Origin of the sequence: Natrinema salaciae (assembly GCF_900110865.1) — an archaeon.
GTDB classification, from domain to species: domain Archaea; phylum Halobacteriota; class Halobacteria; order Halobacteriales; family Natrialbaceae; genus Natrinema; species Natrinema salaciae.
Genome location: NZ_FOFD01000001.1, coordinates 220,687 through 236,043 on the forward strand (window position 1 = coordinate 220,687; position 15,357 = coordinate 236,043).

15 protein-coding genes are annotated in these 15,357 nt (G+C 65.4%); 12 read left to right on the forward strand and 3 right to left on the reverse strand.

Features of this window, described 5'->3' with window-relative positions; translation table 11 throughout:
• The first annotated feature begins 91 nt into the window (after nt 1-91).
• The 4 genes from BMX07_RS01150 to BMX07_RS01165 all read left to right on the forward strand — a co-directional run bounded on the left by BMX07_RS01150 (nt 92) and on the right by BMX07_RS01165 (nt 6,180).
• The gene (locus BMX07_RS01150) at nt 92-1,909 is read left to right on the forward strand and encodes an asparagine synthetase B family protein (RefSeq protein ID WP_090612249.1); all 1,818 of its coding nucleotides are present in this window, start codon (nt 92-94) and stop codon (nt 1,907-1,909) included.
• 396 nt (nt 1,910-2,305) lie between these two features.
• Nucleotides 2,306-4,315 carry a right-handed parallel beta-helix repeat-containing protein gene (locus BMX07_RS01155; RefSeq protein ID WP_090612254.1) on the forward strand — a complete coding sequence of 670 codons (2,010 nt, stop codon included), beginning with the start codon at nt 2,306-2,308 and terminating at the stop codon, nt 4,313-4,315.
• 102 nt (nt 4,316-4,417) lie between these two features.
• On the forward strand, nt 4,418-4,843 hold the full coding sequence (locus BMX07_RS01160; protein ID WP_090612258.1) for a CBS domain-containing protein: 426 nt from the start codon (nt 4,418-4,420) through the stop codon (nt 4,841-4,843).
• Nucleotides 4,844-4,962: 119 nt separating this feature from the next.
• Nucleotides 4,963-6,180, forward strand: coding sequence for an FAD-dependent oxidoreductase (locus tag BMX07_RS01165; protein ID WP_090612262.1), 1,218 nt, complete (start codon nt 4,963-4,965; stop codon nt 6,178-6,180).
• Nucleotides 6,181-6,275: 95 nt separating this feature from the next.
• Here BMX07_RS01165 and BMX07_RS01170 read toward each other — a convergent pair whose 3' ends face one another.
• Entirely contained in the window at nt 6,276-6,635 is a 360-nt protein-coding gene (locus BMX07_RS01170; RefSeq protein ID WP_090612266.1) for a helix-turn-helix domain-containing protein, read from the reverse strand.
• 112 nt (nt 6,636-6,747) lie between these two features.
• Here BMX07_RS01170 and BMX07_RS01175 point away from each other — a divergent pair, with 112 nt between their 5' ends.
• From BMX07_RS01175 to BMX07_RS01190, 4 genes are all read left to right on the forward strand, one after another.
• Nucleotides 6,748-7,437, forward strand: a complete 690-nt coding sequence (locus BMX07_RS01175; protein WP_090612270.1) for a cob(I)yrinic acid a,c-diamide adenosyltransferase — start codon at nt 6,748-6,750, stop codon at nt 7,435-7,437.
• Between the two features lie 407 nt (nt 7,438-7,844).
• A complete protein-coding gene (locus BMX07_RS01180; protein ID WP_090612275.1) occupies nt 7,845-8,093 on the forward strand; it encodes a hypothetical protein in 249 nt (82 codons plus the stop codon).
• Between the two features lie 270 nt (nt 8,094-8,363).
• On the forward strand, nt 8,364-9,116 hold the full coding sequence (locus BMX07_RS01185) for an ABC transporter ATP-binding protein (protein WP_090614742.1): 753 nt from the start codon (nt 8,364-8,366) through the stop codon (nt 9,114-9,116).
• Nucleotides 9,113-10,621: a hypothetical protein gene (locus BMX07_RS01190; protein WP_245742020.1), complete on the forward strand. Its 1,509-nt coding sequence runs from the start codon at nt 9,113-9,115 to the stop codon at nt 10,619-10,621. Before BMX07_RS01185 ends, BMX07_RS01190 begins: the two co-directional genes overlap by 4 nt.
• 4 nt (nt 10,622-10,625) lie before the next feature.
• Here the strand turns inward: BMX07_RS01190 and BMX07_RS01195 are convergent, their stop codons facing one another.
• Nucleotides 10,626-11,036, reverse strand: a complete 411-nt coding sequence (locus BMX07_RS01195) for a helix-turn-helix domain-containing protein (protein ID WP_090612279.1) — start codon at nt 11,034-11,036, stop codon at nt 10,626-10,628.
• Nucleotides 11,037-11,155: 119 nt separating this feature from the next.
• Between BMX07_RS01195 and BMX07_RS01200 the strand changes: the two genes are divergently transcribed.
• On the forward strand, nt 11,156-11,734 hold the full coding sequence (locus tag BMX07_RS01200) for a DUF8170 family protein (RefSeq protein WP_090612283.1): 579 nt from the start codon (nt 11,156-11,158) through the stop codon (nt 11,732-11,734).
• A gap of 156 nt (nt 11,735-11,890) precedes the next feature.
• A complete protein-coding gene (locus tag BMX07_RS01205; protein ID WP_090612288.1) occupies nt 11,891-13,519 on the forward strand; it encodes a cobyric acid synthase in 1,629 nt (542 codons plus the stop codon).
• On the opposite strand, the gene BMX07_RS01210 is transcribed toward BMX07_RS01205, so the two are convergent.
• Nucleotides 13,498-13,887 carry a ribbon-helix-helix domain-containing protein gene (locus BMX07_RS01210; protein WP_090612291.1) on the reverse strand — a complete coding sequence of 130 codons (390 nt, stop codon included), beginning with the start codon at nt 13,885-13,887 and terminating at the stop codon, nt 13,498-13,500. The two genes, BMX07_RS01205 and BMX07_RS01210, sit on opposite strands and share 22 nt — an antisense overlap.
• Before the next feature lie 307 nt (nt 13,888-14,194).
• On the opposite strand from BMX07_RS01210, the gene BMX07_RS01215 reads away from it, so the two are divergent.
• Together BMX07_RS01215 and BMX07_RS01220 are read left to right on the forward strand one after the other, a co-directional pair.
• Nucleotides 14,195-14,923: an ICP22 family protein gene (locus tag BMX07_RS01215; RefSeq protein WP_245742021.1), complete on the forward strand. Its 729-nt coding sequence runs from the start codon at nt 14,195-14,197 to the stop codon at nt 14,921-14,923.
• 68 nt (nt 14,924-14,991) lie between these two features.
• Complete coding sequence (locus BMX07_RS01220; protein ID WP_090612296.1) at nt 14,992-15,243, forward strand: MTH865 family protein; 252 nt, start codon at nt 14,992-14,994, stop codon at nt 15,241-15,243.
• Nucleotides 15,244-15,357 lie beyond the last annotated feature (114 nt).

A 15,357-nucleotide genomic window follows, 5' to 3' on the forward strand; every position in this document is an offset into this window, starting at 1 on the left:
TCCCCCTCATGTGGGATAGCGAGACAGTAGCGGACCACTATAGATACGCAGTCACTAGATAACGATTTACGAGAGTTACATCTCCGCTTACATGGTCGGCGTATCAGGCAGAACGACGAGCGAAGGAACGACCGAAGCGACGTTCGCCGAGTCCCTTGATCCGTTGTTGCATCTCGGCCGATACGAGAAACGGGTCGTTCTCGACGAATCGGAGCACGCAGTCGGCGTTACGGCCTATCCGGAGTACCCCGTTCGGGTGTACGAAGACGAGAATCGGTGGGTGTATCTCGAGGGGCGGATCTACGACCACGACGGGTCGCTCGAACGCGAGTTGCTGACGGTCGCTCGGCACGCGCTCGAATCGGATACGGACGCGCTGACGGAGTGGTTGTTGGAGACCGACGGGGAGTTCGTCGTCGTCGCGGCCGACAAGCGGTCCGGTCGGCTCGCGTTGCTGAACGATCTCCTTGGTCGCCTCCCGCTCCATTATCATCACGACGGCGACTCGTTCGTCTTCTCTCGCGAGCTCCGCTACATTATGAACTGTCGCGACGTCTCCTTCGATTCGGTGGGTGTCGCCCAGTCCCTCCTGCTCGGCTATACGCTCGGGAGCCGATCGCTCCTCCGGGACGTCGAACGGCTCCGGCCGGCGACGCTACTGACGTTCGATCCGGCACAGGACAGGCTCACGACGTCGACGCTCCACACGTTCTCCTTCGACGAGCCCGCCTACGCCGATCGGAGTCGAGAGCGGAACGCGACGGAACTCGTCTCTCGGTTCAGGGCGGCCTGTCGTAGCCGCGCCGGTATCGGCGACCGCGACGTCGTTTCCCTGAGCGGCGGACTCGACTCTCGGTCCGTCCTCGCCGGCTATCACACCGGGGGGCTGCCGGTCACTGCCGCCACTATGGCGTCCGAAGCCTACGTCCCGATGCCGGACGTCGAGATTGCGGGCCAACTCGCGGACATCTACGGGATCGACTGGCGGACCTATCGCGTCGATTCCCCCCGAGGCGGCGACCTCGACACGATCATCAAGACGAAAAACGGACAAATCGGCCTTCTCACGTCGTTCATTATCGATTTCTTTCGCGAGCTTCACGACGACTTCGGTCCGTCGATGACCTACGTTACCGGGGACGGCGGTGACAAGGTTCTCCCCGATCTGACGCCGGCGAAGCCGCTCGCGGACGACGATCTCATCGACCACATCGTCCGCGAAAACCGATTCCTGCCGCTCGAGGACGTCTCGGAGATCACCGGCCTGTCGGAGTCGGCCATCGAGGAGAGCATCCGATCCCGGATCGAGACGTATCCCGAACGAACGCCCGAAGCGAAGTACGTTCACTTCCTCGTCTCGGAGCGAGCGGTCAACTTCCTGTTCGAGGGGGAAGATCGGAATCGGTTCTTCTTCTGGAGCACGACGCCGTTCTACTCGCTGCCGTTCTTCCGGTACGCGATGAACTGTCCGACCGATCAGAAGACGCGATACAAGCTCTATCGGTCGTTCCTCCGTGAGCTCTCCCCCGAGGCCGCGAGCCAGACGCACCCGGACTACAACGCGGCGGTCGATTCGCCGCGTCACGCGGCGACTGCGGTGGTCGACGACCTCCTCTCACGGTACCCCGGCGCGTTCGAGGTCGTCAAGCCGCTCATCAGGGCGATCAACGGACTCGATACCGATTCGTCGCTTCCCCCGACGACGATCGACTGCATCCAGCGCCAGATCGATCAGTGCGACACCGTGGGCGACGTCCTCTCCGCCGACGAGATCCAGCGCTTGCTCGACGCTCACGAGGAGTACGATCGCTCGGAGATCTTCCGCGTCTTCTCCCTGACCTCGGTCATCGACGACCTTCACTCCACCGAGAGCGTCCTCGAGACACACCCTGAGACGGTCTTCGAGTGACGAAACTGCGGCGGAGACGTGCGGTTCCGGGAGCCGCCGAGACTAACAGTCCGTATTTCGGTCCGGTCAGCGGGCTGTGAGATTCGTTTTCAGGAATATCCTATCCGACGGTACGTCGTTGTTACTGACGGTCGAGACGGTGTCGAAACCACCCGGAGACACTCACGGCGAGTGGAAAGCCGAATCCAGGTGACCGAACGAAACCCGCGTAAAAGCCGATCAGCTGCCGGCTTCGGTGTTTTCACCCAGCGTCGCCCACGTTCTTCTTCGAATATTGTTATAGACAAGTATTTCATAATATTCTGTACATATAGTCACGATTTATTGTATTTCATCGAAATACGTACTAATAGAAGCAAGAAAGTTTATGTTATCTCGACTTTCTCATTTCCCAGTATGGCACGCGACTATCCGGGAGGGAGCAGTGAAAATCCCGTCCCCACCGACGAACGGACCACTGAAACGACGATCGACCGGCGCTCGTATCTGAAGCTGGCCGGCGTCGCAGCGATCGCTACGGGGACGGCGACGGGAGCCGCGAACGCGGCGTCCGGTGAATACGAGACGATTGCCGCGAGCGGCCAGACGATTCGAATCGACTCCGGGGAGACGTGGGAGAACAAGCTCATCGATCTCGGCACTCGAAATTCGATCACGATCGTCGCGAAGGGGACCGACTGGACGATTCGAAATATCGGCTTTACGGGCGAAGTCGCGTACGACGACACGCTCTTCGCGGTGGCCGATACGGGCGGTGGCACCTCGCGAATGGAGAACATCTACTTCGACGAGTGTCCGTCCGATCGACCGACTGGTGGCAGTTACCGAGCGAAGTGCATCTGGGTCGATCCCGATCACAACGGATCGCTCGAGGTATCGCGGTGCAATTTTTCCGCGAACGGAAACAACGGCATCTACGGCTCGGCGCCCGCATACAACGGCGACGGTGGCGATATCGTACTCGCCAACTGTTACACCAACGACAGCCACCACACGGGGCTCCGCATCGGCGATTGCGGCATGAAAATCGTCGACTCCGTCGTCTACAAGAGCGGTTCCAGTTCCGCGAACCGCGGTATCTGGATCTGGGGCGACGGCGGCGACGTGGCTACCCTGGAGAACGTCCACGTCATTACGAACGGCGCGGGCGTCGGAATCGATACGAAGAACAGCCCGAACGTGAAGATGACCGACGTGTACACCGACGACGGCACCGGGACCGACGGCAACCCCGACCACTTCATCCCCGACGGCTGTCCGGAAAGCGCTAAAGCGGCAGCATCCGGCTCCGGGAACGAGGAGCAGCCGTCCGACGGCGACGAGTCGGCCGGTGAGGATCTCCCCGAACGTACCCTGACGATCATCGGCCAGGGCGATCCGACGGAGTACTACGTCGAAACGACCGGCGAGATCGTTCGCAACCCCGACCGCGGGACGCTCGAGAGCCACGACGCGATCGACGGCACGACGGCGACGGGATGGGTGACGACGACGAGCAACGTCGACGGGTTCAGGTTCGACGGAGAGCTCGTCGACGTCGGGTTCCACCAGGGGCGTGCGACCGTCGAGGTCGACGGGGAGGAAATCGACCCCGACGAGTACGGCGAGGAACCCGCTGCCCTCGAGAACACGATCCTGATCGACGGGTTCGGGACAGCGGGCACGAGCCACTACGAGTTCGCCGTCTCCGGCGCCGCCGAGAAGTCGACGATCAAGGGCGCGACGATCGACGGCGCGGACACCATCGACAGCGGGACCGTCGTCGGTAGCGTCGGCGGCTGGCGCGACGCGTTCCGCTTCGCCGGCGAGCTCGAATCGCTGACGGTCGACGGCGACGCGCGCGTCTCGGTCAACGGCGAGCTGGTCGACCCCACCGAGTACGGCGCGGAGTTCCCGCACGTCCTGACGATCGTCGGTAACGGGTCGCAGGCGGAGTATACGGTCACCGTCGACGGGCGAATCGAGACGATCGCCGGCGACGACTCGGACCGGTACGCGACGGTCGAGTCGGGCGACACGGTCGTCGGCTCGATCGAGCGAGGCGTTCAGCGCTTCCGCTTTTCCGGTTCGGTCTCGAATCTCACCTTCCACCAGGGGTCGGCCAACGTGTACGCCGATCAGGAGGAACTCGACCCCGACGCGTTCGAGTCCGCGCCCACACCCCCGCACTCGATCGTGATCGACGGGAGCGACGCATCGGGCACGACCGAATACGAGTTCACGGTCGACGGTGACGTCGTCAAGTCCAGTTATCGCGATGCGACGCTCGAGGGCGGCGACGTGATCGACGGCCGTACCGTCACCGGGAGCGTCGACGACGATCTCGACGCCTACTGGTTCGAGGGAGACATCACCGACTTCTGGCTGTTCGGAGATGCGTCGGTAGACGTCGAGTACGACGTCTGATCGCAGCCGGCTCGAGCCGCCGTGGAACGCTCGGGCTACTGACCTGCGTTCACTCGAAGGCTCCACGTTGAATACCGTTCCGCTGCTGCATTCGAGTGACCCATGTCTATCGGCAAACTCGGCCCCGAAAACGTCGTCACGACGAGTCCAGACAGCGACCTCGAGGAGGCGACGGAAACGCTAGCCGAGGAAAACGTCGGTGCGGTCGTCGTCGTCGAAAGCGACGAACCCGTCGGAATGCTCACCGACCGCGACGCGGCGCTCGCGATTCACGAGCACGACGACGTCGGGTCGGTCTCGATCGAGGACGTGATGACGGCCAACCCGGTAACGGTCCACGAGGACGACGATCCGATCACGATCTCGGAGGCGATCCGGGACAACAACGTCCGCCGGTTCCCGATCGTCGACGACGACGGCGACCTGGCGGGGATCGCGACGCTGGACGATCTGGTCGCGACGATCGGCGAGGAACTCGAGAACGTCGCCGATACGATCGAGGCCCAGTCGCCCGAGTACAGCCCGTAGCGCCGCGCGACCGCGAGCCGAGACGGTTCGAACCCGCGGCCCCGTTCGCCCTGCTCGGTTTCGCCGCTCCGCCGTCCGGGGAGTGAAAGCTACGTCCGTCTGGCGCACGTCGGTCGCGTATGGATCAAACGGACGTCCTCGTCGTCGGTGGCGGCGCGACCGGCGCCGGAATCGCCAGAGACCTCGCGCGCAGGGGTGTCGATGTCACGCTCGTCGAGCGAGACGGCCTCTCGTCGGGTGCCTCGGGGCGCTCCCACGGCCTGCTCCACAGCGGGGCGCGCTACGCCGAAGCCGACGGGCCCGGCGCGACGGAGTGTCTCGAGGAGAATCGCACCCTGCGACGGATCGCGGGCGCGTGCGTTCGGGAGACGCGAGGTCTGTTCGTGCAACTGGCCGACGACGACCCGGCGTACTTCGAGGCGAAGCGCGACGCCTGCGTGGACGTGGGAATCCCGACCGACGTCGTCGACGGCGCGACCGCCCGCGAGGCCGTCCCGGGGCTGTCAGACGACGTCGAGCGGGCGATGTGGGTCCCGGACGCCGTGGTCGTCCCGTCCCGGCTCGTCGCCGCCAACGCGGCCGGCGCGAGCGAGCACGGCGCGCGAATCCACACCCACGCACCGGTCACGTCGATGACCGTCGAGCGCGGCCGGGTGACGGCGGTCGAACTCGGCGGCGACGTCGACGACACCGTGTGCCCGGAGTACGTCGTGAACGCGACCGGTCCCCACGCCGGGAAGATCGCGGAGATGGCGGGCGTCTCCGTCGAGATGCGACCGACTCGCGGCGTCATGGTCTCGGTCGCGTACGATGGTCTCGAGCCGGTGCTCAACCGGTGCCGGGAGCCCGCGGACGGGGACATCGTCGTTCCGCACGACGGCGAGGTCGTCCTCGGGACGACGAGCGTGCCGGTCGGCGATCCCGACGACTACGAGCGGGACGATCGGGAGGTCGAGCGGACGGTCGCGGAGTGTTCGGCGATGCTCCCGTCGGTCGTCGACGCCGACCGCGTTCGGACGTGGTGGGGCGTCCGCCCCCTGTACGAACCCGACGAGGCCGCGCGGGGCGGCCGCGGAATCTCCCGGGGCTTCCACCTGCTCGAGCACGCCGACGAGGGCGTCGAGAACTGCTGTAGCATCGTCGGCGGCAAGCTGACGACCTACCGGCGGATGGCCGAGGCGACCGCGGATCTCGTCTGCGACCGACTCGACGTGGAGGCGACGTGTTCGACCGCGGACGAGCAGCTTCCGGGTGCGTCGGAGCCGGCGCGCCTCGACGAGTTCGTCCGGCAGTTCGACGGGCAGGGACCCACCGATATCGATCTCGTCGGTCGGTAATTCGTCATCCAGTAGTCGATCCGTCTCGGCGGGGACGCGTGGGGGATGGGTCCGAATCGACGGCTAGACTGCGATCGAGAAGCCGACCGGTCGGCTCACAGTTCCGACGACAGGTCCGACCAGATACTGTGTCTCGTCCCGCGGTCGATATCGACGCGCAACTCGTTGTCGTCGTCGAGGCGAATCGAGATCCGGTCGAGGTTGGCGACGTATCGTGACTTCTGGTGGCGACCCCGGCGGACGCCGACGGCTTCCTCCACGAGTCCGGCGTCGGTCAGGCAGTCGAGCTTTCGGTAGGTCGTCGAGAGCGGATGTGCCGTCGCCTCGGCGATGTCGTGGACCGTCATCGGCTCCTCGAGAATCGCGATGATCTCCCGGCAGGCCTCGTCGTCGAGCGCGCCGATAACGCGCTCGAACGAGGCGACGTCGTCGGACGAGGAGAACTCGAGGGACATGCGTGCAGCGACGTTAGGAGCGAGCCCTAAAGACACGTTTGGTTAGGAGTGTCACAGATCGGACACGGGCGGAGGAGGCAACTACATGTGCGATCGGTCCGACGGCTCCCGTATGAGCGACGATCGGACGCCCGAGTCCGCGGTCGAGAACACCCCCGGACAGGGACGGACGCCCGAAGCGGAGGCGATCGAGCCCGCCGCTCCCGAGGAGTTCGGCCTCGTCCAGGTCTGGTGGGGCGACGGAAAGGGAAAGACGACGGCCGCCCTCGGCATGGGGATGCGGGCCGCCGGCCACGGCTATCGCGTTCACATGCTCCAGTTCATGAAGGGCGGGGCCTCGAGCGTCGACGCTGTCCGCGGCGAGTACAACGCGATCGCGGCCCTGCCCGGCATCAGCTACGAGAACCTCGGCCACTACGGCTGGCACGGGATGGCCGACGGGAGCGAGGAGGCCGACCACGAGGCCGAGGCCCAGGCCGGCCTCGAGCGGGCCCGCGAGCTACTCGAGGCGGCCGAGGCGGCCGACCTCGCCGCGCCGATCGATCTCGACGCGGCTCCCGAAGCCGGGATGCACATGCTCATTCTGGACGAAGTGCTCTACGCCGCGGATCGGGGCCTCGTCAGTGAAGCAGACGTCCTCGAGCTCGTCGAACGGAAACCCGACGACCTCGAACTCATCCTCTGTGGCAGTCACACCGAACCGACGTACCTCGAGGAGCAGGCCGACCTCGTGACGAACGTTAGAAAAGTGAAACATCCGATCGACGAGGGACAGCGAGCGCGGCGCGGGACCGAGTTCTGAGCGCCGGCGACAGGCGGTATCGGGCGGACTGCCAACCACCCACAGAACCGGCGCGTCGGGGGCTCGCTTGGAGAGAGCGTCGTATGGGAGGGAGGGTCCGTTTGCGTCCCGAATACCGCTACTTCGCACCCGTTCAGGGTGAGCAGTCTCGAATGAACGCTGTGCGGTCACCCTCGCCGATCTCGGAGCCAGTCGCGCCGCGACCGGGACCCGCTACAACCAACGTTTCCCACGGCTACCGCGTTCTCGGACGATACTACCTCGTCTAGCGAACCGTGAGCGATTCGATGCTGCGCGCCACGGTTGCGTAGACGGCTCTCGGCTTTTTCGCTGTGTGAACGGGTTCCTGCGGCCTGAACGATTCAAATTCGATTCGCTTTTACTCGCAAACGTATGTATTAGCAGTAATGATACAGATTGAATTAAGCGAAGGTGCGAAAAATGGAATCGCTATCCTCCTCCTTCCACTCTCGACCCTGGTCTTACTCACGAACGAAGTTCTGTATCAACTGAGCCTCCTCGCTGACGCCGATCCAGGTATCATCGACGAGGTCGCACCTGTAATCGGCTGGGTAGTACTCGTTTCAGCTGTGGCGTATCTACTTGTCGGTCTTCGGAGGTACCTGCCCGTGGTTGATTTCAGGGAACGGCGCTGATTGCATCGTCGAGTGCTCCGTCTCCCGGTGCTCGGGCGCAAGGAGGTCGAAACCGCCGTCGAACAGCCGCTCGACGGGATGGACCTCGAGTCAGCGTTCAATCGCCCGGCGCGGTACGTCGACGGGAAATCGACCGACGGCAAACGCGCGATCGTCCAGCTGCCGATGGACACAACGACCGGCTGGTTCGAATCCCGTGCTATCGGCCCAGTGTTACTATTCCTCTACCAACACAATTATTATCAGTTCCTGAGAACGCTTCTGCGTTCAATGGGAGCGATTCAGGTAGACGGACTGCGGAAGTCCTACGGATCCGTCGACGCGGTAGACGGGATGTGCTTTTCCGTCGATCGCGGGGAGGTATACGGGTTTCTCGGCCCGAACGGTGCCGGCAAGACCACCACGATCCGGGTGCTGACCGGACAGATACAGCCGGATTCGGGCGACGTGAGCGTCCTCGAGACCGACCCGGTCGCGGACCCCCTCGAGACGCGCCGACGGGTCGGCATCCTGCCGGAGCAGGGATCGCCGCCGAGCTTTCTCACGCCCCGCGAGTACCTCGAGTTCGTCGGCGAGGTACGGGACATCGAGCCGGCGCGGGTCGCCGATCGGACGGCCGCGTGGGCCGAACGGCTCGGCTTCGAGAGCAAGCTCGACACGCTGCACACCGACCTCTCTCGGGGGCAACAGCAGAAGGTGATGATCGCGCAGGCGTTCGTCCACGAACCCGACGTGGTCTTCATCGACGAGCCGCTGGCGAACCTCGATCCGCTCGTCCAGGAGCAGGTCAAGCAGTTCCTCGTCTCCTACGCGGCCGGCGACAACGCCGTCTTCGTCTCGACGCACAACATCGACGTCGCCGAGGAGATCTGCACTCGCGTCGGCATCGTCGCCGACGGACGACTCGTGACCGAACGCTCCCTCGACGACGAGCCCGACGAATCGCTGCTCGAGGTGTTCCTCGACCGCGTCGACGGTGAAGACGCGCGAGATACCCCGTCGCTCGAGCGGATAGACGCATGACCGGGACCGGGACCGGGACCGGGACCGGGGCTGGGACGTCGGATCGGGCGAACACGGCGAGCCCGGACCGATCGGGGACAGGGATCTCGACCCGGCGGCTGCTCGCGGTGCTCTTCCGCGAGGAGTGGCGACTGCACACCCAGCTGTTCGGCGGGTGGCGGTTCGCGTGCTTCCCGTTCGTGATCGCACTGCTCGCCGTCGGCGCGGCCGTCGCGCTCGTCGAGACCGGCACTGCGCCCGAAACGGTCGTCGTCGGGCTGCACGTCCTCGCCGTCGGCTTCGGGCTCTACAGCGGCACCGCCGGGTTCGCCGGATCGGACATGCTCGAGAACGTGTTCGGGCGGCTGTCGCTGCTGCTCTCGTCGTCGACGACGCTGCCGCTCTCGCGGCGGCGCTTGCTCGGCGCGTTCCTCGTGAAGGACGCGCTGTTCTACGGGGTCGCGTTCGTGTTGCCGATGGCGCTGGGGAGCGTCGCGGTCGACGGGCTGTCGGCCACGACACCGCTCGAGGTGGGGCTGTTCTGGCTCTCGCTCGTCCTCGTCTTCGCCGTCGGCATGGCGGTGACCGTCTCGCTGATCGCCGTCCGCACTCGCGGCGTGGCACCCTGGACGATCGGGCTAGCGATCGGCGTCGCCGCCGTCACCGTCTGGGCGACCGGGGGGCTCGAGGCGCTCCGGCGCGTCCTCGTGCCGATCGACGGGCCCGCGATCACCGCCGTCGGACTGGCCGTCGCGACCGCCGCCGTCGCAACGGGGTCGCTCCGGCTGTACGATCCGACGTACGGGAGACCCGCTCGGACTGCGACGGATCGCTTCGCGCGGCTCAGCAACGCCCTCCCCGTCGATGACGCGCCGCTGGTCACGAAGTCGTTGCTCGACCTCGCGCGCTCCTCGGGCGGCGTCTGGAAGCCGTTCGTCTCGGCGACCATCCTGCTCGCGCTCGTGGCCGCGCTCGTCGGCGTCGTCGACTCGATCACCGGCATCGCGCCCGCACCCGGGATCTTCTTCGGCGGCGTCCTCGGGCTCTCGGCGTTTACGACGTACAACTGGCTGACCCAGTTCGACTCGCTCGAGGCCTACCTCACCTACCCCGTCTCGATCGCGGACGTCTTCCGGGCCAAACGGATCGCGTTCGTCCTGGTCGGCGCGCCGACGGTCGCGGTCCCCTACCTCGCAGCCGTGATCTGGTTCGAGGCGACGCTCGTCGACGCCGTCGTCGGGGCCATCCTGCTGGCTGGGTACGCGCTGTACTACTACGGGCTCACCGTCTACATCGCCGGCTTCGATCCCAACGAATTCCTCTTCGACGCCGTGCGCTTCGCGACCTTCACCCTCGGCGTCGCCGTCGCGCTCGTGCCGACGCTGGTCGCCGGCTTCGTCGTCGTTCCGCCCTCTCTCGAGCTCGCCGCCGTGCTCGGGCTCGCGGGGGTCGCTCTGGGACTCGTCGGAGTCGTCCTCTCGAGTCGCGCCGGTCCGCGTTGGGACGCGCGGTATCGGACGGAGTAGCGGGTTACCGTTCCGGCCGAGGTGCGGCCTCGTACCGCTCGATTTCGTCGGTCTTCTCCACCCGTTCGTAGATCGATCGCAGGGTGTCCTCCGCCCGCAGGAGGTCGTGTGACTCGAGGAACTGCCGCCCCTGATCGCTGATCCCGTAGAACTTGTACGGACGATCGTTCCGCCGGCGGTCCGTCGGGAGGGTCACTTCTTCGACGACCCCCACCTCGATGAGTCGTTGGAGGTGCTGCCGAATCGTCGTTCGGCTCTTCCCGGGATTGACGTAGTCCAGCTCCTTCAGCGTCGGCAGCCCCTCAGGGTGCCCGAGGAGGTCCTGAACGAGTGCGAACCGCGTCTCCTGCGTGACGACGTTCAGTCGCTCGCGAACGCTCTCGAGGTCGGTCGGCGTCCGATCCGGCGTGCTCATACCCGTTCCTTCGTTCGATACGCCCAAAAGCGTTTCGCTCAAATGCGAATCGTATGTGGACAATGTATTCACGATACGAGCCGATAAATTAAAGTCCCGAAGCCGCGTCATCTCGATCGATGAGCGAGCAGCCGGTGACTGTCGACGAGCTCGCTGCGAAAGCCGAGTCGTACCTCCACGAGTCGTCGCTGACGCCCGAGGAGTACGAAGCGCTCAAACAGAGCGTGGCAGAGCTATCTCCGCTTCTGACGACCGACAGAACGTACTTCGTGCTGGGAAGCTACGGGCGTCCGGAGATCCACCGCCTCCAACTCGTCAAGGACAGACTCAACCGACGATCGGATCGGTACGCGTTTTTGATGGTCGATATTCGAAGCGAATGGACGAATACGTACCTCAAATTTCGGCTCCTCGCCGACTACGCCGACGTCATCGTCGGCGTGACTGAGCACGATCAGGGCGGATTCCTCGTCGAGCAGGGCTATTTTACTGCCATCGAGACCTACTTCGAGAAGACCCACGTCCTCGTGCGGACGTACGAGGAGACGGACGCTGCGGACGTCGAGACGTCCGTCGATCCCGAGAGGCCGTACAGCGGGATGCAGACGGCGATATTCGATATGCTCGCGGACGCGGATCGACTGTGTACGTGGGAAACCGAGGACGAACTGCGTGATTGCGCCACCACACTGCCGTAGCGTGACAGTATCGCTCTCCGCCGGCCGATCCGCCGTCGAACGGACTGCGGAACCCGAGACGGCCACGTATCCGACGCGGTGTCTGTGCAATCGGCTGGAAACGCGACCGAACCGATAGGACGATACCACCGGCCGCGCGAATACGTCCCAACGCGGATGACCAGAACGCTTCTCGTCGCCGGAACCGCGAGCCACGTCGGCAAGTCGACGGTCGCGGCCGGCCTCTGCCGGCTGCTCGCCGACCGCGGGATCGACGTCGCCCCGTTCAAGGGCCAGAACATGAGCAACAACGCTCGCGTCGTCGTTCGACCGGAGACCGACGGGCGACAGAGACAGAGCGGCAACTCCGACGGCAGCACCGACGCCCGGTGGGGCGAGATCGGCGTCTCGCAGTTCGTCCAGGCTCGAGCGGCCCGGATCACGCCGACCACGGACTGCAACCCCGTCCTCCTCAAGCCCCGCGGCGACGGCGAGAGCCAGTTGGTTCTGCAGGGAGCGGCCCACGACCACGTTCCCGCCGGCACCTACTACGAGGAATACTGGGAGCAGGCGCGTGCGGCGGCCGCGGAATCCTACCGCAGACTGGCCGCCGACAACGACGTGATCGTCGCCGAGGGAGCGGGCAGCATCGGCGAAATCAACCTCCACGACCGGGACCTCGCGAACGTCGAGACCGCCGCGTTCGCGGACGCCGACATCCTCCTGCTCGTCGACATCGAGCGCGGCGGTGCCTTCGCCAGCCTCTACGGAACCGTCGAACTCGTTCCCGACGACCTCCGGGATCGAATCGTCGGCGCGGTGATTACGAAATTCCGGGGCGATCCGTCGCTGCTCGAGCCCGGCATCGAGGAGATCGAGTCCCGGACGGGGGTCCCGATTCTGGGCGTCCTGCCCTACGACGACCCCGGGCTTCCCGAGGAGGACAGTGTCGGCCTCCCGGGAGCCGAGGAGCGGGGCGTCGTCGGCGACGACGACGGCATTCCCGCCGACCGCAGGATTCGGATCGCCGTCCCTCGGCTCCCCAGGATCTCGAACGCGACGGATCTCGAGGCGCTGGCGGCCGAACCCGGCGTCTCGGTCGTCTACGTTCCGGTCGACGACGACGTCACGGCGAACCCGCTCGAGAGTATCGACGCCGACGCGGTCGTCGTTCCGGGAACGAAGAACACGGTCGACGACCTCCTGGCGCTCCGCGAAGCCGGCTTCGCCGACGCGCTCGCGGCTTTCGACGGGCCGGTTATCGGCGTCTGCGGCGGCTACCAGCTGCTCGGCGAGCGGATCACCAACGCCGCACTCGAGGGCACGGGCGAAGACGACGTCGTCGAGGGACTGGGCCTGCTCCCCGTCGAAACCCGGTTCGAGGGCGACAAGCGCCTCGAGCAGACCACCGTCCCCGTCGACGGAACCGCGTCGCCGCTGCTCGACGGCGCCGACGGCCCGGCGTCCGGCTACGAGATTCACGCCGGCCGGACGCGGGCGCTCGAAGCGGTTTCCCGGCCGCTCGGCGACTCGAGCGCGGCTCGCGGACGGGTGCTGGGGACGTACCTGCACGGGCTGTTCGACAACGAGTCGGTGCGGACGGCGGTTCTCGATCACGTCGCGGCGACGGCGGGCGTCGATCGGCCACCGCGCGGGGATGCTGCGGGGTCACCGTGCGCGTCACCATCGACGGACCCGGACGCCAGCGCCGCGACGCCGTACGATCGAGCGGCGCGGCTCGTCGGCGAGCACGTCGAGCTAGAAGCGCTCGGCGAGCCGTTCGCCTACGCGGACTCGCCGCGGTAGGTCCCGAGCAGTTCCTCGAGAATGATGCACTCCTGGTCGGTCTCGTCGTAGTGGGTGTCGATGAACCGTTCGGCGGCCTCGTAGTTTCCGCGGAGGCCGTGCTTTCGGACGTTGATCACGGCATCGAGGAAGAAGGTGCCACCGTCGGCCCCGAGCGCGTCGGCGTGATCCTGTTCGGTGATATCGAGTTCGGACTTGATCTCGTCGAAATTGAACGTCTTCACCTCGTGGTCGGAATCGATCAGGGTGAGGACGTACTCCGCGGAGAAGCGGTAGAACTCGGATTTACTCTCGAACATACCGTCGTCGACGAGCTGGTCGATCTGCTCGACCACGTCGTCCGGGTACCTGACGGTATCCTTCGCCATGTCCGCACACTCCACGCTGCTGACTAATTATTGTTTCTACTGTTTCTACTGTTCCGGGGGCGTCTCGGTGACGGTGAGCGCACCGGCGCGACTCGAGCCGTGCGGCCGACCTCGTCGAGCAGCTATAGTAGACGTTGAAAGTCATTGCACTTTCGCTCGCGAATCAGCGGCCAGCACGAACGGTGCTGGCCGCTCGAGTGCGAGCGGTGAGTAAATCGTTTCAACGACTACTATCGTCGTCCGGGTTCGTATCGAGTCTCGAAACGGAACGAACGTTAAAGGGAGGGGCCCGACTCCATTCGGACGAGTGGGTGTAATCGACGTGTATCCCGGCGTTCTCCTCAGTTCCCTCCCGTGGTGGCTGGCAGCCCCGCTGATCCAGCTCGCGGTGCTGGTCTTCGGGATGGCGCTCGACGAAACCTACGTCAATCGAACGACCGTGTTGACCGGGGCGATCGCGGTCCACATCCACGGCTTCGTCGCCGGGGAGGTCGGCCTCCTCGTCGGCCTCTACGCCGATATCGGCCTCCTGATCGGGGCGTACGGGCTCTACGCCTACGTCATCGACGGCTACGTCGGCAACGTCTTCCGACTGATCGCGTTTTTCCTCTACTCGCCGCTGTCGGTCTCTCTCGTCATCCTGACGGCCGGACCGACGCTGTTCGGGATCGAACCACTGGTCGTCCCCGCGCTGGCAGCGGCCGGATACGCGAACGTGCAGCTGCGAGCGTCCCTCGCGCCGAGCGAGCCCTACTACTTCGGTCCCGAATCCCAGGCCGCGTTCGAGGCAGCGGTCGACGCCGAAACCGAGGCGGAGACCGGCGCGGCCGACGGGACGAACGAAGCGGCGAAAGCGGCGGCCGAGACCCGATCCGAGACGGCGGAGCCCGACGGTGAGGCCGCCCGCGATTCGAGCGCCGATCCCTTCGAGGAGCCGTCCGACGACGGAGAGATCGATCCGCCCGGTGCCGAACCGGCTGCGACCGGCGGCTCGAGCGAGCGGGGTATCCTGCCCGAATTCATGCGCCGTCTGTAAGCGATTTCGCCGCGCCGGCCCGCACCACCTGCAGATTTATTGGGGCCGACGCTGAACCACGGGACGTAATGGCAGACGAAGCCGATCTCCGCGACCAGCTGACCGAGGCGTTCGAAGACGCCGACTATCCCGTCTCGGGTCCGATGGAACTCGTTCCGGCGCTGCCGAACGGTCCGGGGACGACATTCGAGTCCGGCGACTTCTCGATGACCGCGATGGAGCTGAACAGCAAGACCTCCGGGGGAACGTTTCCCTACGAGGACGTCGAGTCGTTCGTCGACGACATCATCAGCGAGCTGAAAGCGCAGGGCGAACTGTAAGCAGCGACGGCTGACGCCGGACCGGCCCGCGGCCGCGGCGCGAGATACGAGAGATGAGACGTGGTCGCCCTCCGAACCCGTGAGCACGGGTCGTTCGCCGTCGGACGGCCGAGA

Bases quoted from the DNA above. Each gene is read 5' to 3' on its own strand.
- BMX07_RS01150 (WP_090612249.1), top strand. From the start codon at position 92: ATGGTCGGCGTATCAGGCAGAACGACGAGCGAAGGAACGACCGAAGCG.
- BMX07_RS01155 (WP_090612254.1), top strand. From the start codon at position 2,306: ATGGCACGCGACTATCCGGGAGGGAGCAGTGAAAATCCCGTCCCCACC.
- BMX07_RS01160 (WP_090612258.1), top strand. From the start codon at position 4,418: ATGTCTATCGGCAAACTCGGCCCCGAAAACGTCGTCACGACGAGTCCA.
- BMX07_RS01165 (WP_090612262.1), top strand. From the start codon at position 4,963: ATGGATCAAACGGACGTCCTCGTCGTCGGTGGCGGCGCGACCGGCGCC.
- BMX07_RS01170 (WP_090612266.1), bottom strand. From the start codon at position 6,635: ATGTCCCTCGAGTTCTCCTCGTCCGACGACGTCGCCTCGTTCGAGCGC.
- BMX07_RS01175 (WP_090612270.1), top strand. From the start codon at position 6,748: ATGAGCGACGATCGGACGCCCGAGTCCGCGGTCGAGAACACCCCCGGA.
- BMX07_RS01180 (WP_090612275.1), top strand. From the start codon at position 7,845: ATGATACAGATTGAATTAAGCGAAGGTGCGAAAAATGGAATCGCTATC.
- BMX07_RS01185 (WP_090614742.1), top strand. From the start codon at position 8,364: ATGGGAGCGATTCAGGTAGACGGACTGCGGAAGTCCTACGGATCCGTC.
- BMX07_RS01190 (WP_245742020.1), top strand. From the start codon at position 9,113: ATGACCGGGACCGGGACCGGGACCGGGACCGGGGCTGGGACGTCGGAT.
- BMX07_RS01195 (WP_090612279.1), bottom strand. From the start codon at position 11,036: ATGAGCACGCCGGATCGGACGCCGACCGACCTCGAGAGCGTTCGCGAG.
- BMX07_RS01200 (WP_090612283.1), top strand. From the start codon at position 11,156: ATGAGCGAGCAGCCGGTGACTGTCGACGAGCTCGCTGCGAAAGCCGAG.
- BMX07_RS01205 (WP_090612288.1), top strand. From the start codon at position 11,891: ATGACCAGAACGCTTCTCGTCGCCGGAACCGCGAGCCACGTCGGCAAG.
- BMX07_RS01210 (WP_090612291.1), bottom strand. From the start codon at position 13,887: ATGGCGAAGGATACCGTCAGGTACCCGGACGACGTGGTCGAGCAGATC.
- BMX07_RS01220 (WP_090612296.1), top strand. From the start codon at position 14,992: ATGGCAGACGAAGCCGATCTCCGCGACCAGCTGACCGAGGCGTTCGAA.